Source organism: Pseudomonas frederiksbergensis (assembly GCF_001874645.1).
GTDB classification, from domain to species: Bacteria; Pseudomonadota; Gammaproteobacteria; order Pseudomonadales; family Pseudomonadaceae; genus Aquipseudomonas; species Aquipseudomonas frederiksbergensis_B.
On sequence record NZ_CP017887.1, the window covers coordinates 193,996 to 213,735 of the forward strand.

The following is a 19,740-nucleotide window of genomic DNA, read 5'->3' on the forward strand; positions in this document are numbered from 1 at the left end:
GTAACGGCTGCAGCTGGCGTAGGTCATACGCTCGTTACGTACAACCCCGACTACGAAATCATAAAGGACTACGGCAACAACCAGTTCAAGGTTGTTTAATCGCCTGCTCAATGCCGACCAATACAACGCCCACACCATACTGGTATCGAACTCGTTTCGATATACTGCAGGACTACGGCAACCGCCCTACTCAGTAGCGAGCAGGGCGGTAGTTTTCCGACATCTTCACCCTCGACGAAGACGCTTCAGATACCCCATCCGCAAACATCGAGCACCCAACGGTTTGAGCCGCAACGACTGATCATCCTTGACCAGATAGCGCATCGCAGAATGGATATGACTGCGGATCTCCCGGTCACTACGAAGGATCATGGCTATACCCAGCTTGTACTTTTTCTTGTCGTGGTTACAGCTGTTGAAGTAGCCCTGCCCCCGAGTAGTACGCTCCCATAGTTCACCAATCTGCACAGCTTTGTAGACGTCAGCCTATACCTCGTTCCCGTTGAAGAAAAAAGCCGCATGAATGTGGTAGCCGCGATCCTCCCCCTCCTCCACTGCGCAATATGGCAGCCGTCAGTTTCGCCAACGACTCTGGCGGTATCGCATGCGCCAGAGCATGAGTCGTCGTAGAAACTGCTGGGAGAATGCACCGATGGAACGTGTGTTCCGGAGTTTGAAAACAGAATGGATACCGACCGTGGGCTACATGACAGCCCGAGAAGCACAACGAAACATCAGCCATTATCTGATGCATCGGTACAACTGGATTCGGCCGCACCAATTCAACGCTGGGCTGGCGCCAGCTCAGGCCGAGAAAAAACTTAACGTCGTGTCCGGGATTCGTTGACCACTACAATGCGTCAGAGATCATTGCTGAGAAGCTGGACACCGGCAGCGTGTCTCCCTCACTGCTGATGGCACTAGGTGATGCGCTCAATGGTGCGCGTCAATCCTGGGCGAGCGACCTCATCGAACCAGCATGAGGAGCTGTTTCTGTCGGAAGCGCTGTACAGTGCCACCATCGGTATACCGCAAGGCTATCACTCTGTCGCGAACTTCATCCGTGCGATGGTCTGGCACGCACCGGAGCGGGTCGAAAGCGTACTGGCGTGCCTGCCCGAACCAACACCGTTGATGCTGGACGATGACCAGAGCCGCGGTTCCTATGCGGAGATCATGCTGCTCGCAGCGGGCGTCGACGACAAACCCGTTTACCTGAACCGGGCTCTAGAAGCTTTTGAGACGCTGAAAGCGTCGGCCCCCTATCAGAAGCGCAAATGGGGCGAGACGCTTTATAAACTTGGTCGCTACGCGGAGGCAGACTATTCTCGAGACGATCAAAGACAAGAGCGGCCGGATCTGGTTGGTTCATAATCTGTCACAGGTGAAACTCGAACTGGGTAAGTTCGAGGAAGCTCTTGTTCTCGTTAACGAGTCCGTTGCGGGGGCGACGGGAGTGAACAAAAAATACCGCAGCAGCTTCCTTCTGCAGCGCGTCAAGGTGAGGATCAAGCTAAAACAGGATCCAGCCGGAGATATCGCAGAGGGCCATCGATACACAACCAACTCGGGCCTTCTCGATCAGTTTTCTGCGTTCGGACCTAGGCGTGTCCGAACTTTTGTGTAACCAGGGTTGAACTCAGTTCAGGGAATAGGTACTCCGAACTGGATGCTAAAACGAGTGTAAGCGCTCCATGAACCCCATATTCAAAGCGCTTAGCTGATGCCGGATGCTGTGCTCCCGATTTCTTTCTGGAGCCCATCCGCCATGATGCGACCCGACGCAAAAGTCGAAAAAGTGTATCTGTACCCCAAGCCCGTCGACTTCCGAAAATCCATTGATGGCCTGGCTGCGCTGGTCGAGCTGGACATCAAGGTCGCCGTGTTCGACCCGGTACTCTTCGTCTTCCTCAACAAGCCCCGCAACCGCGTGAAGATTTTGTACTGGGAACGCAACGGCTTCTGCCTTTGGCTCAAGCGCCTGGAGTCTGAACGATTCAAAACATCGCCCGATGTCACCGACGAGGCGATTGTCCTGACCGTCCAGGAACTCAACTGGATGCTCGACGGTTTCGACCTCTGGCGAAACCGCCCACATCAGGTTTTGACGCCGCGATTTGTGGCCTGATTCCGTATAATCCAGGGCATGATTTCGATGCCCAAAAATCTTCCTGATGACCCCGCGCGGCTCAAGCAATTGCTGGAGCAGATGTTGCTTGAGCGCGAGTCCAACAAGGGCCGCATTGTTCATCTTGAAGAAGAAAACGCGCTGCTGCGCCAGCGCTTGTTTGGACGCAAGTCCGAGCAAACAGCTGATCCGGCAACGCCACAGCTTGCCCTTTTCAACGAAGCGGAAAGCATTGCCGAGCCTGTCGACGAAGACGCCGAAGAAGAAGTCGTTGCTCCAGCCAAGCGTCGCGGCAAGCGCAAGCCGTTACCTGCCGAACTACCGCGTATCGAAGTCATCCACGAGCTTCCCGAGCACGAGCTGACTTGCGTCTGCGGTTGCCGCAAACACGCCATTGGCGAGGAAGTCAGCGAGCAGCTTGAAATCGTGCCGATGCAGATCCGTGTGATCAAACACGTTCGTAAAGTCTACGGTTGCCGCAACTGCGAGACGGCTCCTGTCACGGCGGACAAGCCCGCTCAATTGATTGAAAAAAGCATGGCCAGTCCAAGTGTTTTGGCGATGCTGCTGACCACCAAGTACGTAGACGGTTTGCCACTTCACCGCTTTGAAAAAGTACTGGGTCGCCACGGCATCGATATTCCACGCCAGACCCTGGCTCGTTGGGTTATCCAGTGCGGCGAGCACTTCCAGCCGCTACTGAATTTAATGCGCGATAACCTGTTGGTAAGCCGTGTCATCCACTGCGATGAAACACGCGTACAGGTCCTCAAAGAGCCTGATCGAGAGCCGAGCAGCCAGTCCTGGATGTGGGTGCAAACCGGCGGTCTGCCAGACAAGCCGGTAATCCTTTTCGACTACTCCACCAGCCGAGCGCAGGAGGTGCCGACGCGCCTGCTCGATGGCTATCGCGGCTATGTCATGACTGATGATTACGCCGGTTACAACGCGCTGGGCGCCCGGCCAGAAGTTGAGCGTTTAGGCTGCTGGGCCCACGCTCGTCGCAAGTTCGTTGAAGCACAAAAAGTGCAGCCCAAAGGCAAGACAGGGCGCGCCGACATCGCGCTGAACCTGATCAACAAGCTTTATGGGATCGAACGCGACTTCAAGGCAAGCGGCGACGCTGAACGTAAAACCGGTCGTCGCGAACAAAGCCTGCCGGTACTTACTCAGTTGAAAAGTTGGATCGAAAAGACACAACCCCAGGTTACCGCTCAGAACGCTCTGGGCAAAGCCATCAGCTATCTGGCAAGCAACTGGAGCAAGCTGGAACGGTATGTCGAGGAAGGCTACTTGCCGATCGACAACAACGCCGCCGAACGGGCCATCAGGCCCTTCGTCATCGGACGAAAGAACTGGTTGTTCAGCGATACGCCCAAAGGCGCGACGGCCAGCGCTCAGCTTTACAGCCTGGTCGAGACTGCCAAAGCCAACGGCCAAGAGCCCTATGCGTGGCTGCACCACGCACTTGAGCGTCTGCCAACGGCGGCTTCGGTTGAAGATTACGAAGCTTTGTTGCCATGGAACTGCTCGCCGATATCGCCTGGCTGAGCGCACTACTCAGATGGAAGTCGGTGGGGATTATGGAGTGCCCATTACAAACTCGACGATACCTGTCGAATATGAGCGGAGCAACGATCATGGAATACGACGAAAAACTGATTGAAGATGCCGTGCTTGCCCTGTTGGCAACCTTCAGTTCCGACAACGGCAATGCTTGGAAAGGGTTCGACTTCGAGACCATGAACCAATTGCATGGTAAGCGCTCCATAAACCCCACCGACTCGGCGCGCTCAGCTGGACGATACTCAGATACACCCAGCATGGCCGTAGTACGAAGTCAGGTATCAGGGCTGGATGCATGCTCCCCTTGAGTTCTCACCCCAAACAACCGGTCGGCTATCTGCCGACCTCGCTCCAGCCCTTCCGCCGTCAACCAAATCGATTTGTTCTTGTTCACAGGATTACTGATGAAACCATGTTCATGCAATTGGTTCATGGTCTCGAAGTCGAACCCTTTCCAAGCATTGCCGTTGTCGGAACTGAAGGTTGCCAACAGGGCAAGCACGGCATCTTCAATCAGTTTTTCGTCGTATTCCATGATCGTTGCTCCGCTCATATTCGACAGGTATCGTCGAGTTTGTAATGGGCACTCCATAATCCCCACCGACTTCCATCTGAGTAGTGCGCTCAGCCAGGCGATATCGGCGAGCAGTTCCATGGCAACAAAGCTTCGTAATCTTCAACCGAAGCCGCCGTTGGCAGACGCTCAAGTGCGTGGTGCAGCCACGCATAGGGCTCTTGGCCGTTGGCTTTGGCAGTCTCGACCAGGCTGTAAAGCTGAGCGCTGGCCGTCGCGCCTTTGGGCGTATCGCTGAACAACCAGTTCTTTCGTCCGATGACGAAGGGCCTGATGGCCCGTTCGGCGGCGTTGTTGTCGATCGGCAAGTAGCCTTCCTCGACATACCGTTCCAGCTTGCTCCAGTTGCTTGCCAGATAGCTGATGGCTTTGCCCAGAGCGTTCTGAGCGGTAACCTGGGGTTGTGTCTTTTCGATCCAACTTTTCAACTGAGTAAGTACCGGCAGGCTTTGTTCGCGACGACCGGTTTTACGTTCAGCGTCGCCGCTTGCCTTGAAGTCGCGTTCGATCCCATAAAGCTTGTTGATCAGGTTCAGCGCGATGTCGGCGCGCCCTGTCTTGCCTTTGGGCTGCACTTTTTGTGCTTCAACGAACTTGCGACGAGCGTGGGCCCAGCAGCCTAAACGCTCAACTTCTGGCCGGGCGCCCAGCGCGTTGTAACCGGCGTAATCATCAGTCATGACATAGCCGCGATAGCCATCGAGCAGGCGCGTCGGCACCTCCTGCGCTCGGCTGGTGGAGTAGTCGAAAAGGATTACCGGCTTGTCTGGCAGACCGCCGGTTTGCACCCACATCCAGGACTGGCTGCTCGGCTCTCGATCAGGCTCTTTGAGGACCTGTACGCGTGTTTCATCGCAGTGGATGACACGGCTTACCAACAGGTTATCGCGCATTAAATTCAGTAGCGGCTGGAAGTGCTCGCCGCACTGGATAACCCAACGAGCCAGGGTCTGGCGTGGAATATCGATGCCGTGGCGACCCAGTACTTTTTCAAAGCGGTGAAGTGGCAAACCGTCTACGTACTTGGTGGTCAGCAGCATCGCCAAAACACTTGGACTGGCCATGCTTTTTTCAATCAATTGAGCGGGCTTGTCCGCCGTGACAGGAGCCGTCTCGCAGTTGCGGCAACCGTAGACTTTACGAACGTGTTTGATCACACGGATCTGCATCGGCACGATTTCAAGCTGCTCGCTGACTTCCTCGCCAATGGCGTGTTTGCGGCAACCGCAGACGCAAGTCAGCTCGTGCTCGGGAAGCTCGTGGATGACTTCGATACGCGGTAGTTCGGCAGGTAACGGCTTGCGCTTGCCGCGACGCTTGGCTGGAGCAACGACTTCTTCTTCGGCGTCTTCGTCGACAGGCTCGGCAATGCTTTCCGCTTCGTTGAAAAGGGCAAGCTGTGGCGTTGCCGGATCAGCTGTTTGCTCGGACTTGCGTCCAAACAAGCGCTGGCGCAGCAGCGCGTTTTCTTCTTCAAGATGAACAATGCGGCCCTTGTTGGACTCGCGCTCAAGCAACATCTGCTCCAGCAATTGCTTGAGCCGCGCGGGGTCATCAGGAAGATTTTTGGGCATCGAAATCATGCCCTGGATTATACGGAATCAGGCCACAAATCGCGGCGTCAAAACCTGATGTGGGCGGTTTCGCCAGAGGTCGAAACCGTCGAGCATCCAGTTGAGTTCCTGGACGGTCAGGACAATCGCCTCGTCGGTGACATCGGGCGATGTTTTGAATCGTTCAGACTCCAGGCGCTTGAGCCAAAGGCAGAAGCCGTTGCGTTCCCAGTACAAAATCTTCACGCGGTTGCGGGGCTTGTTGAGGAAGACGAAGAGTACCGGGTCGAACACGGCGACCTTGATGTCCAGCTCGACCAGCGCAGCCAGGCCATCAATGGATTTTCGGAAGTCGACGGGCTTGGGGTACAGATACACTTTTTCGACTTTTGCGTCGGGTCGCATCATGGCGGATGGGCTCCAGAAAGAAATCGGGAGCACAGCATCCGGCATCAGCTAAGCGCTTTGAATATGGGGTTCATGGAGCGCTTACATTGCATGAACATGGTTTCATCAGTAATCCTGTGAACAAGAACAAATCGATTTGGTTGACGGCGGAAGGGCTGGAGCGAGGTCGGCAGATAGCCGACCGGTTGTTTGGGGTGAGAACTCAAGGGGAGCATGCATCCAACCCTGATACCTGACTTCGTACTACGGCCATGCTGGGTGTATCTGAGTATCGTCCAGCTGAGCGCGCCGAGTCGGTGGGGTTTATGGAGCGCTTACAAACGAGTGGCCATGCTGCGCATACCGCCGCCGTTGATGGGCGTGATCCCGCAGAAGGCAGGTAGGTTCGGAGCCGCATGTGACGCAACTCAGGTATGGGCTATGGATGAGCTTGCGCCAGAGCAAGCCAGACTGCTGAAGATCAATGAATCGCTGTGCAAGAAGTGACCCGTTTCAACCCGAAAGAGGTGCATGCCGGCAACAGAAACTGAGTCAGCGTAGAGAGTAAGCCGCCCTTTGTGGCGGCTTGTTTAGGTGGCGCTCTGCGAGAAAGGGCTAGGCCCAAGGCACCCATCCTTTACTGCGCTACACCCTCTTCCTCAACTGTGGTTCCGCACCACTCACAGCTGTCGCCGAAGGACTCGTCGTAGGCTCCCTGGCTGACAATTTGATTATCCTCTTTGGCTAGGGCGTCCTGCTCGACGCAGTCATTACACAGGGTCACAGTCGGGTATTGTTCGGTGGCACTGTCGGACTGCATATCCCCAAAGACGGTACAGGTTTTCATGGGTATGGCTCCTAGATAGTGGTCGTCCAGTGTAATCACATTTGCGGCTTCGAGGGTACCGGACTATGTCAGTCTATTGTAACTCGCCCGCATCAACCTGATAAATGCTCCAGCACCAAACCATCATCAAATATCTAAAATATAAAAGTTAGCCCAATCTAAGATGAGCCGCGACACCGGGACCGCTCGCAAGGCTGATCTGAATGGAGCCATAGGTGATGAATATTGATAACTCCTGCTTTCAAATCGCTTCCAGATAGGCAAAAATCACGATTGTGTTTCGATAAGCAGACAGAAGTGCCGAAGGCGGTCGGAGCAAGTGCCTCAAGATCACCTTGGGTGCTTAGTTGATTAGTTAATAAAACGCTATTAAAGCCCGACGCCAACCCTCCAGGAAGCCTACAAACATTTCGAACATACCCTAACATCATGGCACGATCCACTGCCCAAGCGTAATCGCCTTGGACAAAACGAATAAGGCCAGCATTGCAGTAAGTACTCACTACTGGATGAGCAGCATCAATGGGCTTGCACTCGATAAATATAGCAGTAGTAACAGAGTTAGTAGTTTGAATATGCCCGCGCAGGGGACGAAATGTAAGATCAGGTTGTCTATCCAGATGCTCGCCATTGTGATTGCGCAAATTGCCTTCTCTCACAGGCGTTTCGAACAAAAAAAATCCTGGAATCGGCACATCATCAGCAGCATGAAGATCCCCAAGAATCAACTGTAGCCGTTCAGTAATTTCGTCCTCGGTTGCAATACATAGCGAAAACGCACCAACCCGTACCTCGTCCATTAGTAACTGCCATGCCATGCACAGGACGTTTTGCACCACGACCAATAGGGAAGGCGATATTTCTGCTGTTTTTGTAATCGCTGATGGGCGCTGCCAATTTCGAGTCATGAGGCCGCTCATTGTTTAGCTCGCGCCTCCAACATTGCTCCGTACTGCCAAAGTAGATCTGAAGCTAGCAGGCGTGCCTGGGTTAGCGTCCAGTAACGATAGTGATCAAGCAAGCCGACTATAACTAATGGCTGATCATGATCGACTATCGTAATTCTACTAATTGCCAGGTCATCTGCGTGCTGAACCCATCCTGGAGGTACCATTACTGGCGCAATTTTCTCACCCAGAGAAATAGCGATGAATTTCCAAGGTGACAGAGAATCATAAACAAGCTCACGGATGTGAACATGATATCCACTGACGGAAAACACAGCAGATAACTCCGCCTGCAATCTCTCTTTAAAGCTATCTACCTCCTCTAAGATTGCTGGCTTACAAGAACGAGCTTTAGCAAGAGGAAAAGGAGCTCGCGTAGAAAGTGTATCGAGCACTGTTTCCAGGTCGTGTCGACCGAGACCATAGGTTTGCGCAACTACCTGATCTAATACATCCCATTCAGGTTGACCTTCAATCAAAGCACGAGCACAAGAACTAATCAATTTTCGATCATCCTCATTAATCCGCCCCACACTAACGAGCGGAAAACTCTCGACATCCTGCAGCTGGAGGGACTCGCGCTCAACACCAAACTTAGCACTAGTCATCAACGCCCAATACTCAAATAGCTTACTGTGCATGAGCACAAGTAAGTATTTAGATAAAAAGTCGCCATCCGGATGAGCACCAGACGAAAAGCCGTAATAAGATTCGGAATAAGCAACATCGAAGTCACAGATAAGCGCCCGCCCCTGCTCTCGATTTGCCTTGTATCCCTCACGAACCAATACTAATGGAGCTTTATATATTTTAGGATCTCTAGGCCACTGCAAGCCTTGCGGCACGTAAAGAGGTAGCGTTTCCACTTTTACGAAAAACGGATGTTCAGCATAACGCGCACCTAACTGTGGCATTCCTGCCAAAAAAGTATCGTCATCCGAGCGCTGGGCAACCTGATAACCTTGTCCGCTATGTAAACCTCGCTCGGGAATCCAGAACTCACCTATGGAGTAATCAGCACACGCCCGGATGCGCTGAACGATAGCCAAGTCCAATGCCGACCCACGATACAAAGTCTTTACGGCCGCAGGCTCGTTAACGACAAAATTCAAGTCAATAGGGACCGCGTCGCTGGCATCTATACGCATGCGACCTTTACCAGTTAGTGCGGGCTCATCCTCAGGGCTGACCAACACAAACTGATCACCCTCTTGTGGTCGACAATTATCTGCGAAAAGCAGGCAAAACGGTTGCTCTACGTTTGGCCAAACCTTCGTCTGCCGTACCGACGCACCATTCAAAATGCCGGTAATTGAAAGAGCTTGAAATATTGCCCGACGCGCAGAAAAGCCGGCCGGTGACATTTTGAAAAGCCAACGCCCAGCAACAGCCAAAGCAATACGCCCGCCAGGCTTTGCCCAATCCATAGCGCCCCAAACGAATGGTAAGTCAGTCACACGATCCGGATTTTTATAGGTCAATGCAATCTCGTGGAGCTCTCTCCGTGCTGCAACGGCGCGGCAACGACGAGTGAATACTTTATCAATCGCAGCGTAAGACGACTTAAGGCTAGTCCATGGCGGGTTGCCTATTACTAGGTCGAACGCCGAAAGAAATTCTTTTGATACATGGTCGCCTAAACTGCCTGCCATCGGTTTTATAACAGCCAAGTCGCTACCTGGATCGGCCACATCGATCAAGACCTTACCTTCAAGCTTATTGAACCTAAGCATTTCAACAGGCGCAGGGGCAGGATCAAGTTCTAATGCTGTTAGATATAGGGCCAATGCGGCAAGAGTACGAGCATGAGCATTGATGTCAAAGCCGGTCAATTGCTGTTCAAGGATTTCTCGTAATTCTTGTCGATCGGGCCGCTTCCCAGACTCGGTGAAGTGTAGCTCTGCTAACTTGCGGAAGCAGGCAACCAAAAACACCCCAGCACCACATGCAGGGTCAAGCACCCGTGCAGCCGCTCCCGCTGGATGCTGATGGAAGGCCTCTTCGACCATGTACTCTGCGATATGCGAAGGGGTGTAATACACACTAGTGTCACGCCGCGCCTCCGCATCGAAGCGATACATCAACTCTTCATATGTTTCACTCAATAATCCGATAGGCAGATGATCGAAATCCAAATCCCCCCAATTGAGTAGTCTTTGAGACATACCTGGAGTAATAGATTGATCCAGTCCAAGGATAGCCTCAAGTGGACGGGTTAACTGGTGACCAACCTTTTGAAAAAGACCGCTAAAATACTCGTTATAGTTTTTGTTAGGAAGTTTCAGTAAATCACCATTAAAAATCCGATCTAGCCATTCATTTGCCGCAACCAGACTGTCAATACTACTGAAGCATTCTTCCAATGATCGAGCGGAAGAGGAGATCGTTCGCAGATGATCATCACCGATAATTTTTCGCCCGATAAGGTAACGAAAGAAAAGCGCCCGACCAGTTAACGCGATGCTTTCGTCAGTTGACAGTCCAAAGCCTTTAAGCTCCTCGCCGGCATCCGTCATCAACCCAAACAAAACGTTGCGCAATATCAGGCTAGAAATTGGGGCAAGCTCTTCGCCGTGGACTAATCGAGGTAGAACACTCGGAGATTCAGCCTTTCCAACTAGAAACGATACCGGCATTGAATTGGGATCGGGACGAAGATCTGTTGCATAAATTTCTAAGCGACCAGGACGCAGAACTCCAAGCCATGCTGGATCACCTCGCATGGCTAGTTTCCGGCGCAAGTCAGCAATATCAAATCCGCTGGATACAACTCCCAGTCGGCTCGCATCTACCACATAAAGTAATGCTTGCCTCCGCTCCTCGATTACTACATCGATGATCGGCTGCCCAGTTTTCCGGACGAGATCCACGTAACGCAGAAGGCGAGGATCGTCTTGACGAGAAAGCTCCACACAATCCACTGGACGAGCGCCGAAGCCCGTCAAAATATCAAGAGTGTTATTCATTGGGAACGAGCAAGCATGTCGGCGATCAAGGGGAGCTCACGCTGAGGCGGCACGATTCCAAGATAAACATCGATACGATTTCGCTCTTCCGCCAAATCAAGAACCCAACCCGACTCACTGATCGGGTGGGCATGCACCAAACGCGTGGCACCGTCCGACCGGCGGATGAAAATCCACTCTTCGGCAGTCACTGACTTAAGTTCAGCTAAATACTTATGGATGCCCCCCGACAACTGGCCCAGCAACCGACTTTTCACACCGAACTGATCTTCCAATGTCTGAAGAACTGCCATCACTACCAAGTCAGCTTTGCTGAAGCGACGGGCACTACGCTCCATAGTGACCATAAAGGAGAAAGGTGGTAATTGGACCCATGCATGGACACGGGAGCGGCACACTCCTCCCAATGCACTGCACACGTCTTTAGCTGTAAAGGAAAGGGGCTTGATCATCTCTGCTCAGAACTCAGCTCAAAACTGTTTTGATTATAAAGCAGTTTCGCGATCTAGCCCAGAAACCTTTTTGGCCCTAAACGCTGCTTGTCGCCAGAACTCGAAGTGAGCGCTCTGCGTTTCCAAAAAAATTCAGCCATACATCACTGCTATGACATCACCACCATGGAGATTCAAACCATGTCATTGCAGTGCCCTCGCTGTAACTCACCCAAAATCGCCTCCTTCCACCAGGCCATGAAAATCGCCGCCGCCATCGGTGCGGTTGGCGGTGCAGCACGCGGCGTCAGTGCAGCACTTGCAGGTGGCCAGGCCGGCGCCACCGTCGGCGCCATGGCTGGCCCGTTCGGCGTCACGCTCGGAGCCGTTTCTGGCGCCATCCTCGGCGGGCTTGTTGGCGGCGCTGGCGGATGTGCATTAGGCGCTCAACTCGGCGACACACTGGATCGCCATGTGCTCGCCCACAATCTCTGCCTGATCTGTGGCCACCGCTTCAACCTGCCTGCTTAAACCGTTCTCCCCTTCTCTCTTTTAGTACGTCCGGACAGTACCACGCAATGCGTGGCACTTATGCCGGCTTGCACCCTAAGGAATCGTAATCATGGCTCATCAAATCGAACAAATGGCTTACGTTGGTGCGACACCGTGGCATGGCCTCGGCAGTCAACTAACACAAAAACAGCCGATTGAAATCTGGCAGCGTGAGGCCGGTATGGACTGGCAAATCCAGGAAAGCCCAGTGCATTTCAAAGCCGACGCTATCGGTCATCTGGGCAGCATCCACTCGTTCCCGGAGCAAAAGGTGCTTTACCGCTCCGACACTAAAGCGCCACTGTCCGTGGTCTCCAACCGCTATCAGATTGTCCAGCCACGTGAGGTGATGGAATTTTATCGAGATCTCACCGAGGTGTCCGGCTATGAGTTGGAAACCGCAGGTGTGCTCAAGGGCGGTCGTAAGTTCTGGGCGCTGGCGCGAACCGGTCACAACACCGTGCTGAAGGGCAACGATCAGGTCAACGGTTACTTGTTGTTGGCGACCTCTTGTGACGGCACGCTCGCCACCACTGCCACACCGACCACCGTTCGCGTGGTCTGCAACAACACCTTAACCATCGCACTGGATGGCACCACTCGTGCCATCAAGGTCCCGCATAGCACCCGTTTCGACCCACAGGTCGTCAAAAAGCAACTGGGGGTGGCCGTCTCGCAATGGGACGAGTTTATGTATCGCATGCGCGTGCTGGCCGAGCGCAAAGTCCAGTGGCGTGAGGCCATGGGGTTCTTCATGAACGTGTTGTGTGACGTCACGCCCAATAGCAAATTACCGGAAGTCCTGCCCAACGAACGCGCCCTGCGCAAGGTGCAAACCCTGTACGAAGGGCGCGGTCGCGGCGCCACGCTGGCGTCGGCGCAAGGCACTGCCTGGGGCCTGCTCAACGCCGTGACCGAGTACGTCGACCACGAGCGTCGAGCGCGCAACAACGAGTACCGCATGGACTCCGCCTGGTTCGGTCAGGGTGCGCAGATAAAGCAACGTGCGCTGGAGGCCGCCCTGCTACTCGCTGCCTGAAATATCTCCCTCCACCACAACGCCCGTTCAGCACTGCGCTCAACGGGCATTTTTGTGTCTGCAAGGTACCCCCTATGAAAGCGATTACCCTACATGAAACTACCTACAAGAGCCGTCCGGCTCTTCGTCTGATCAGCACCAAACAACTACCCCGCGAAGACTGGCTCGCCGTGCGCAAACAAGGTATCGGCAGCTCAGACGCAGGCGCAGCCGTTGGTCTCAACCCGTACAAATCGCAGTTGGAGTTATGGCTGGAGAAAACCGGCCGGGATGCCACGTTACCGAAAATCGATCCCCAGGATGAGGAGAGCCCAGCCTACTGGGGCCATGTGCTGGAGCCCATCGTGGCCTGGCATTACAGCAAACGCACCGGCAAGAAAGTGCGACGAATTAACGCCGTGCTGCAACACCCTGATCCAGAACTACCCTGGATGCTCGCTAATATCGACCGTGAAGTCATCGGCACGCCACAGGTCCAAATCCTTGAATGCAAGACCGCTGGCATAAACGGCGCACGCCTCTGGAAAGAAGGCGTACCCGAGTATGTGCAATTACAGGTCATGCATCAGTTGGCAGTCACCGGCAAACAGGCGGCTGATGTGGCGGTACTCCTGGGCGGCCAGCATCTGGAAATCCACCGCATCGAGCGGGACGAGCAGATGATTGCTCGCCTGATCGACCTGGAGCGGTTGTTCTGGGATTACGTCGTCAGCGATACGCCGCCCCCCCGCTGACGGTTCCGCCTCTGCGGATCAAGCCTTGCGCTGCCTGTACCCACAGGACACCGGGCACACCGTGGACTTAAGCCAGGACGTCCGACTCAATGCCACTTTTGCGGACCTGCAAAAAGTGCGCGAATCAATTGAGCAGAAAGAAACCCAGGAAGCCCAGCTTAAGCAGACCTTACAGCAAGCCATGGGCGATGCCAGTCACGCACTGTTCCAAACCGGCGCCGTCACTTGGAAGAAAGCCAAAGACAGCGTGGCCCTAGATATCCCACGGTTGTTGAACGACAACCCCCATCTACAAGTGCGCTACTCAACCACCAAAACCGGCAGTCGGCGTTTTCTGCTGAAGTGACGCTTGCTGATTATTCCAATGCCCCACCAACTCGTCGCCACCCAGACCGTTCACGCGCTTTCGGTGGCTTTTTAATTTCAGATACAGGAGTAGCGCCATGCTCAAAGGTTTGGCAATAACGCCGCCCGTGCTCGGTCGTATTTCTATCGGCAAAGTGGTCGAACGAAACGGCAAGCGTCTTCCCGAAAAAGACGATCAATTCACCATCACGTCCCAAGTGCAAAATCGGGATGGCTGGTTGCTGCATCCACTGGACGAAGAACTGCGCAAGGCTTCAGAAAACAAACTACGTAACATCCCAATCCGGTTGTTGTTCAACGAGCCTGACCTAAACTTTCGTGCCGACTACAGCTTGTTCGACCGCGCAACGGGCCGACCACGCTGCGTTGGCAACGGCGAGACCTGTAAACGTCAATGTGAGGATGGAATCAAGACGCTGCCCTGCCCATCACCGGATGGCTGTTCCTTGGCCCAGGGGAACGCCTGCAAGCCTTACGGACGCCTGAACGTAGTGATTGGCGATGATGATCCACTGGGCAGCTTTGTGTTCCGCACCACAGGGTTCAACAGCATTCGCACCCTGGCTGCACGATTGCAGTACTTCCAGGCCGTCTCAGGCAACCGTCTAGCCTACCTGCCCCTGGAACTGCGGCTACGTGGAAAATCTACACGACAGAGTCATGGCACAGCGATTTTCTACGTCGATATCACCCTGCGTAATGGCCTGGACATGGACGCCACTCTGTGTGCGGCGAGAGAACTGGAATCCATCCGCCAAGCAACTGGCTATGACCAAGTGGCTCTGGACAACGCAGCTCGACTAGGCTTGGGCAATGGCGCTTTCGAAGACGATGCGCAAGACCGCGACGCGATCATCGATGAGTTTTTCCCTGCGCCTGAACCGGAGAAAACTGGGCGCGATGTCTCTCCTACTACTCGGCCATCACTGGCCAACAAGCTGGAGTCATTGGCGACAGATGCCTTACCGGCAGAGCGTACTCACTAACCCAACCTCATGGGAGGCTCCATGGCCCAGCACTGCCTGATTTGCGACTCAACAGTTGTAGCGTCTAAAGATGTCACAACCACCGTGGTGATTCTCATAGGGACACTGGAGAACTTCCTGCTCGGTGTCACGGAGGTGCAAGCCCCTTTACCGGAAAACGAGCAGCACCACTATTTAGCTCAAATGCTCGCTAGGATAAGTAAGGGCGTTTCTCGTGCCACCTCTGGCTACATTGCCACGCAGGCCTTTGCCAACGACGTGCAAAAGTATCAGTTCAGCCACTATGACTATCTCTGTTTACGATGCGGGACCCTGTTTGATCAGGACTCCATCGACAACCCTCACGATCTATGAAAAGGATCTTGCGCTCAACCCTTTCTCAGACGCTCAGCCAAACGCTCCACCAGATCCACAATAAGCTGTCGATCGTCATGATTAAGCGCCATCAATAACCGGCTGATCCGAGTGGCTTGATCGTCAGGGCGTGAACTGGCCTCGGTCAATAAATCCGCCACTTCGCAATCAAAGATGTTGGCGAACTCCACCAGCCGTTCAATATTGGGCACGACGACACCTCGCTCGATACGGGAAACGGCTTCATTACCGATGCCCAAGCGTTCGGCCACCTCTTCCTGCGTCAAGCCACTGCGAATGCGCTGCTTAGCAATCGCACGGCCTACCACACCTGCCAAAAACTTCTGATCAGTTTCTATCACACCACCTCCCAATTCCCAACCTAGATAGTTGAGCATCACCCCATTGACATGAAGAACCCTAAAGACCGAAACTCAACCTGAAAGGTTGATAATCAGCAATGAGTCTCCTCCGCCAACTCACACCCAGGGAAATGTCAGGACATGACGCTATCGCTTGTCATCGGCCTCAATGAAGCACAGATCAATCACCAGCTAACGAGCCGAGCTTCGTTCGAGGTGATCGGATTACGAGGGAACTTCAACGCCAGCATCAAATACATCGAAACGCGCATTGAGCATCTCGGGCTCAAGTGTCGAGTAAAAGTCGATGCAAAAGGCGCTATCGCTCAGGGCGGCCTATTGGGCACCCTCATCGGCGCCGCGTCGCTACCGGCCAGCGTCGTCCTGGCCACAGCTGCGGCGGTCGCCAGTGCAGGCCATACGCTGGCGACGTACAACCCCGACTACGAAATCATCAAAGACTACGTTAATAAAAAACTCAAAGTCATCTACAAGAAATAGCCGACGACACGAATCAATCTTCGCTCCTCCGCATACCCCGCCGTTAAATAGGCCACGCATGAAGTCATGCCGGGCCGAAAGCAGAAGCTTTATAAAATATAAAAATGGACATTCGAAATAATGAATATCACCCCATTAAAAGCAATACTAAGCATTGGTTTTGTTGGCGTGCTCGTCTTTGCTTACGACGCGCTCACAAGAAACACTGTCGAAGATTTGGGCCCCACTAAAAAACTAGCCAGATCAGGTCTTTCTAACGACTGGAAAAAGGGGAATGTTATTGTATTGATCCGGCACGAAGAACGTTGCGACCGCTCAACCAACCCATGCTTGGGCCCAGACAATGGAATCACCGCACTGGGAAGCGAGCGAGCAAAAGAATTCGGAATTCGTTTAAAAACATATTTCGAGTTAGACAACACTGATATTTTCACCAGCCCGATGACTAGAACAGTTCAAACATCCGACTTTATGTTAGGCAAAGCAAGCTTGCTATCCGACAGGGAGACTATTTGCGGAAGCGACATCATTGACAAACTGCTAAAGCACAAGACCACTAATAGAAACCTTCTAGTAGTGACCCACTACACATGCATGACTGATTTAATAAGAACCAGCGGACACACACAATCTTGGAACCCTCAATATGGGAGCCTGCTCTTTGCAAAAATTACGAGCGACAACGGATTGCAGATTATCGGAAAATTAAATCCAGGCGACCTCCCTAAACAACCACCAGCGATTTAAAAGCCAAACCTCTCTACAAAAAAACCTACAAAACAATCCAACCTCATCATTCCGAACAACACCGAGCCTAATACATTGAATATAACATCAGTCGCACTCAAAGCGGCAGGCTGTTTGGCGCTTGCCGTTTCATTGAACGCGCACGCAGAAGTTGACTACGGCCACTTGTACTCACCGATGCTACCCAATGAGCAAACGATGAATGACTTGCCCTATGCCATTCCCTGCGCAGAGGCCAAAAATCAGTACGGGGCGAAATTCTACCGTTGCACTTGGTACCCCCTTCCGAGGAACATCACCCAGTGGGATGCGCAACAGCAGCGTAACATCACCTTCAGCAATCAACTCAGCGGCAAATGCCTGCGCGGCACCTGCCGTGCCTCCAACGGCTCTGGAATCTATGGCATGTACGGTCAAGATCTCAACTTTAGTCTGTCCATTTACTATTACCTTTATGAAAGTGAAGATGGCTACCCGATTGCCTATCGCAAAGATGGCGGACCCAACAAACAAGCGAAAGGGCTGACGTATGCTCAAGCCCGTACAACACTTCAAGAGTTCTTACTTGACCATGGTATTAGCCAAGAGAATGCGAAAGATTCGATTGCCGCCTACTCATTGGACACGAATGCAGCGAGTGGCTCGCCAGCCGATGACGCGCCTCAAGCCGAACACACGCCCATGACAAAACCCACAAAAAACATCGACATAAAAGAAGCCTGGTGTAACCCACGCGCGGACGATGAATGCACCATCAATGGCAAGAAAGTGCCCAAGACGCAGATCAAGCAATACCTACCCGCAGTCTACGAACTGGAAGTACTCAATGCAGACGGATACTGTGAACATCCGATTTGCTATGACAAAAACGATAAGCCGATTGGAATTCACTGAAGCAAAAGGCATGGAATATTCCGTGCCTTTATTTTTTAATTAAACTTTAATTTCATATGTTACACACCACAAAATGCTTATTTACACATGCGCAACAATAAAAAACGTTGGTGCGCTATGCTGGCGCCTGAACGCGTTTTTACACGTTCGGGCTAGGAACAGACATACCTCACATGCAGACATAGTTTGCTGACGACTTGTATCCTCGCCGACCCAGACGCCAATCTTGGGCGTCTGGGTCGGCGAGACGTTTAGGGATGGTCTGAAATAGCCATGTGTTTCTGGTTGACTTCGGCCACCGCCGATTTTGAAAGTGGAGCGTCGATGCAAAACGCTCAGATCACTCACTCATTCCTGTCTTTTAAGTTGCTGCAAGCACCTCGCGGCGGCGCGGCGGCTATTTCCCACATTACAGGCACACCTCTCCTGCATTGCTCAGTAAATCTCGGCGGGACATCCACAGATTCGATAGCACAAACAGCGTCACCAGATGCGCCGTATTCTTGACCAGGCTCAGCCCTGCAAACTGACGCACAATAGTAGTCTCGTACAATCCCTCATCCCTCGTTGGATCGCTGTAGCCGAACCAGTTTTGCATCAGATGAACCCGCAACATGGCCAGCAACGGATACGCCGGACGCCCCCCCTTCGCCCTTCGGATAATGCGGCTCGATCAAGGCAATCAAACCCTTCCAGGGCACCACCTGATCCATCTCGATCAGGAACAACTCTTTACGGGTCTGCTTGCGTTTGCCAGCGTACTCGGCATCAGTGAAAGTCATTTGTTTCATCGGAAAACTCTGCGGGTGGCGTCTGGTTTTTTTTGCCAAAATCATGAAGTCTTCTTCAGCGTTTCCCTTGCGATGCGAACCCGAGACCCGCACATGAAGCTGAGGAGTACGCTAACAAAGGGTAAGAGGACTTGCATGTGTCCGGATCGATTCAGCTAAGAATTACAGACCATTTGCTGGGGGGCCGCCAACTCTCAAGTTGCGCAAGAAGCTGCGCAGTCATTTCTTGAAATTCAGCACCTAACTCAGCTACAGAGCACACACTACGCAGCCTGCAGCCAAGTGCGCAAGAAGTTGCATAGCACTGCGCAACTTCTTGCGCAATTTTCCGTATTTTTACACGCAAAACGCCGAATAATTTTACTTGCTATTTAGCAACTAACTGGCAAACAAGTATATTAAATTAGTTGGCACGAACATTGATTGCTACTCCGGCACTCGTTAGCGATTTTGCCGATGAGTTTCTACTTTTTCAGCACGGAGAGCACCCATGGCTACGCCAGCGTATATGTCCATCACCGGCACCAAACAAGGCCTGATCACCGCCGGTGCGTTCACCGCGGATTCGGTGGGCAACACCTACCAGGAAGGTCACGAAGACCAGGTCATGGTTCAAGGCTTCAGCCACGAAGTGATCATTCCTCGCGACCCGCAGTCCGGCCAACCTACCGGCCAGCGCGTTCACAAGCCGGTGAAAATCACCAAGGTCTTCGACAAGTCCTCGCCACTGCTGCTGGCGGCCTTGACCTCCGGCGAGCGCCTGACCGAAATCACCATCCAGTGGTACCGCACCTCGGCGGCCGGCACCCAAGAGCATTACTTCACCACCAAACTTGAAGACGCAATCATCGTCGACATCAAGGACTACATGCACAACTGCCAGGACCCGGCGAACGCGCACTTCACCCACCTGGAAGACGTCGAATTCACCTACCGCAAAATCACCTGGACCCACGAAGTGTGCGGCACTTCCGGCTCTGATGACTGGCGTACGCCGGTCGCTGGCTAAGGTTGG

22 protein-coding genes and 4 pseudogenes are annotated in these 19,740 nt (G+C 53.2%); 16 read left to right on the forward strand and 10 right to left on the reverse strand.

All coding sequences use genetic code 11. The annotated features are described in order from the left end of the window. Positions 1-225: 225 nt before the first annotated feature. Positions 226-561 (reverse strand): annotated as a pseudogene (locus BLL42_RS30650) (hypothetical protein); the annotation flags it as partial. Here BLL42_RS30650 and BLL42_RS28400 point away from each other — a divergent pair. The 5 genes and pseudogenes from BLL42_RS28400 to BLL42_RS29965 form a co-directional block, all read left to right on the forward strand. After that, positions 557-847 (forward strand): annotated as a pseudogene (locus BLL42_RS28400) (integrase core domain-containing protein); the annotation flags it as partial. The pseudogenes BLL42_RS30650 and BLL42_RS28400 sit on opposite strands and share 5 nt — an antisense overlap. Before the next feature lie 89 nt (positions 848-936). Then, positions 937-1,374: a hypothetical protein gene (locus BLL42_RS30655; RefSeq protein ID WP_236722013.1), complete on the forward strand. Its 438-nt coding sequence runs from the start codon at positions 937-939 to the stop codon at positions 1,372-1,374. A gap of 349 nt (positions 1,375-1,723) precedes the next feature. Continuing rightward, positions 1,724-2,128: an IS66 family insertion sequence element accessory protein TnpB gene (gene tnpB, locus BLL42_RS28410; protein WP_236722014.1), complete on the forward strand. Its 405-nt coding sequence runs from the start codon at positions 1,724-1,726 to the stop codon at positions 2,126-2,128. Positions 2,129-2,146: 18 nt separating this feature from the next. Continuing rightward, complete coding sequence (tnpC, locus tag BLL42_RS28415; protein WP_071556030.1) at positions 2,147-3,679, forward strand: IS66 family transposase; 1,533 nt, start codon at positions 2,147-2,149, stop codon at positions 3,677-3,679. Continuing rightward, positions 3,649-4,002, forward strand: a complete 354-nt coding sequence (locus tag BLL42_RS29965) for a DUF6429 family protein (protein WP_129587040.1) — start codon at positions 3,649-3,651, stop codon at positions 4,000-4,002. The genes tnpC (BLL42_RS28415) and BLL42_RS29965 overlap by 31 nt, the downstream gene beginning before the upstream one ends. Here BLL42_RS29965 and BLL42_RS28420 read toward each other — a convergent pair. Genes BLL42_RS28420 through tnpB (BLL42_RS28430) form a run of 3 tightly spaced genes read right to left on the reverse strand, consistent with a single transcriptional unit; the run spans position 3,969 to position 6,274 of the window. Then, the gene (locus tag BLL42_RS28420) at positions 3,969-4,349 is read right to left on the reverse strand and encodes a DUF6429 family protein (protein WP_236722015.1); all 381 of its coding nucleotides are present in this window, start codon (positions 4,347-4,349) and stop codon (positions 3,969-3,971) included. The two genes, BLL42_RS29965 and BLL42_RS28420, sit on opposite strands and share 34 nt — an antisense overlap. Beyond that, complete coding sequence (tnpC, locus tag BLL42_RS28425; RefSeq protein ID WP_071556030.1) at positions 4,319-5,851, reverse strand: IS66 family transposase; 1,533 nt, start codon at positions 5,849-5,851, stop codon at positions 4,319-4,321. The genes BLL42_RS28420 and tnpC (BLL42_RS28425) overlap by 31 nt, the downstream gene beginning before the upstream one ends. Before the next feature lie 18 nt (positions 5,852-5,869). Further along, positions 5,870-6,274 carry an IS66 family insertion sequence element accessory protein TnpB gene (gene tnpB, locus BLL42_RS28430; protein WP_236722014.1) on the reverse strand — a complete coding sequence of 135 codons (405 nt, stop codon included), beginning with the start codon at positions 6,272-6,274 and terminating at the stop codon, positions 5,870-5,872. Here tnpB (BLL42_RS28430) and BLL42_RS30660 point away from each other — a divergent pair. Then, positions 6,235-6,465, forward strand: coding sequence for a DUF6429 family protein (locus BLL42_RS30660; protein ID WP_236722016.1), 231 nt, complete (start codon positions 6,235-6,237; stop codon positions 6,463-6,465). The two genes, tnpB (BLL42_RS28430) and BLL42_RS30660, sit on opposite strands and share 40 nt — an antisense overlap. A gap of 94 nt (positions 6,466-6,559) precedes the next feature. Continuing rightward, positions 6,560-6,715 (forward strand): portal protein, encoded by a 156-nt coding sequence (locus tag BLL42_RS29380; RefSeq protein ID WP_236722017.1) that lies wholly within the window; start codon positions 6,560-6,562, stop codon positions 6,713-6,715. A 130-nt stretch (positions 6,716-6,845) separates the two neighbouring features. On the opposite strand, the gene BLL42_RS28435 is transcribed toward BLL42_RS29380, so the two are convergent. The 4 genes from BLL42_RS28435 to BLL42_RS28450 form a co-directional block, all read right to left on the reverse strand. Further along, positions 6,846-7,055, reverse strand: coding sequence for a hypothetical protein (locus tag BLL42_RS28435; RefSeq protein ID WP_071556032.1), 210 nt, complete (start codon positions 7,053-7,055; stop codon positions 6,846-6,848). Positions 7,056-7,213: 158 nt separating this feature from the next. Beyond that, positions 7,214-7,963, reverse strand: coding sequence for a hypothetical protein (locus tag BLL42_RS29970; RefSeq protein WP_129587041.1), 750 nt, complete (start codon positions 7,961-7,963; stop codon positions 7,214-7,216). Positions 7,964-7,971: 8 nt separating this feature from the next. Next, positions 7,972-10,968 (reverse strand): HsdM family class I SAM-dependent methyltransferase, encoded by a 2,997-nt coding sequence (locus BLL42_RS28445; protein ID WP_071556034.1) that lies wholly within the window; start codon positions 10,966-10,968, stop codon positions 7,972-7,974. After that, the gene (locus BLL42_RS28450; RefSeq protein WP_071556035.1) at positions 10,965-11,420 is read right to left on the reverse strand and encodes a hypothetical protein; all 456 of its coding nucleotides are present in this window, start codon (positions 11,418-11,420) and stop codon (positions 10,965-10,967) included. The genes BLL42_RS28445 and BLL42_RS28450 overlap by 4 nt, the downstream gene beginning before the upstream one ends. Positions 11,421-11,600: 180 nt before the next feature. On the opposite strand from BLL42_RS28450, the gene BLL42_RS28455 reads away from it, so the two are divergent. The 5 genes and pseudogenes from BLL42_RS28455 to BLL42_RS28475 all read left to right on the forward strand — a co-directional run bounded on the left by BLL42_RS28455 (position 11,601) and on the right by BLL42_RS28475 (position 15,430). Then, on the forward strand, positions 11,601-11,930 hold the full coding sequence (locus BLL42_RS28455; protein ID WP_071556154.1) for a hypothetical protein: 330 nt from the start codon (positions 11,601-11,603) through the stop codon (positions 11,928-11,930). Between the two features lie 91 nt (positions 11,931-12,021). Further along, the gene (locus BLL42_RS28460) at positions 12,022-12,990 is read left to right on the forward strand and encodes a DUF932 domain-containing protein (RefSeq protein WP_071556036.1); all 969 of its coding nucleotides are present in this window, start codon (positions 12,022-12,024) and stop codon (positions 12,988-12,990) included. A 74-nt stretch (positions 12,991-13,064) separates the two neighbouring features. After that, positions 13,065-14,070: pseudogene (locus BLL42_RS28465) on the forward strand (YqaJ viral recombinase family nuclease). A gap of 97 nt (positions 14,071-14,167) precedes the next feature. Next, positions 14,168-15,076: a recombination directionality factor gene (locus BLL42_RS28470; RefSeq protein WP_071556037.1), complete on the forward strand. Its 909-nt coding sequence runs from the start codon at positions 14,168-14,170 to the stop codon at positions 15,074-15,076. Between the two features lie 21 nt (positions 15,077-15,097). After that, positions 15,098-15,430, forward strand: a complete 333-nt coding sequence (locus BLL42_RS28475; protein ID WP_071556038.1) for a hypothetical protein — start codon at positions 15,098-15,100, stop codon at positions 15,428-15,430. Between the two features lie 14 nt (positions 15,431-15,444). On the opposite strand, the gene BLL42_RS28480 is transcribed toward BLL42_RS28475, so the two are convergent. After that, a complete protein-coding gene (locus BLL42_RS28480) occupies positions 15,445-15,792 on the reverse strand; it encodes a helix-turn-helix domain-containing protein (RefSeq protein ID WP_071556039.1) in 348 nt (115 codons plus the stop codon). A gap of 141 nt (positions 15,793-15,933) precedes the next feature. On the opposite strand from BLL42_RS28480, the gene BLL42_RS28485 reads away from it, so the two are divergent. The 3 genes from BLL42_RS28485 to BLL42_RS28495 all read left to right on the forward strand — a co-directional run bounded on the left by BLL42_RS28485 (position 15,934) and on the right by BLL42_RS28495 (position 17,934). Further along, positions 15,934-16,293 (forward strand): hypothetical protein, encoded by a 360-nt coding sequence (locus BLL42_RS28485; RefSeq protein ID WP_071556040.1) that lies wholly within the window; start codon positions 15,934-15,936, stop codon positions 16,291-16,293. 120 nt (positions 16,294-16,413) lie between these two features. Next, entirely contained in the window at positions 16,414-17,040 is a 627-nt protein-coding gene (pmrG, locus tag BLL42_RS28490; protein ID WP_071556041.1) for a lipopolysaccharide core heptose(II)-phosphate phosphatase PmrG, read from the forward strand. Positions 17,041-17,238: 198 nt separating this feature from the next. Then, complete coding sequence (locus BLL42_RS28495; protein ID WP_236722018.1) at positions 17,239-17,934, forward strand: hypothetical protein; 696 nt, start codon at positions 17,239-17,241, stop codon at positions 17,932-17,934. Between the two features lie 508 nt (positions 17,935-18,442). On the opposite strand, the pseudogene BLL42_RS28500 reads toward BLL42_RS28495, so the two are convergent. After that, a pseudogene (locus tag BLL42_RS28500) lies at positions 18,443-18,725 on the reverse strand (transposase); the annotation flags it as partial. 490 nt (positions 18,726-19,215) lie between these two features. On the opposite strand from BLL42_RS28500, the gene BLL42_RS28505 reads away from it, so the two are divergent. Continuing rightward, a complete protein-coding gene (locus BLL42_RS28505; RefSeq protein WP_071556042.1) occupies positions 19,216-19,734 on the forward strand; it encodes an Hcp family type VI secretion system effector in 519 nt (172 codons plus the stop codon). Positions 19,735-19,740: the final 6 nt, after the last annotated feature.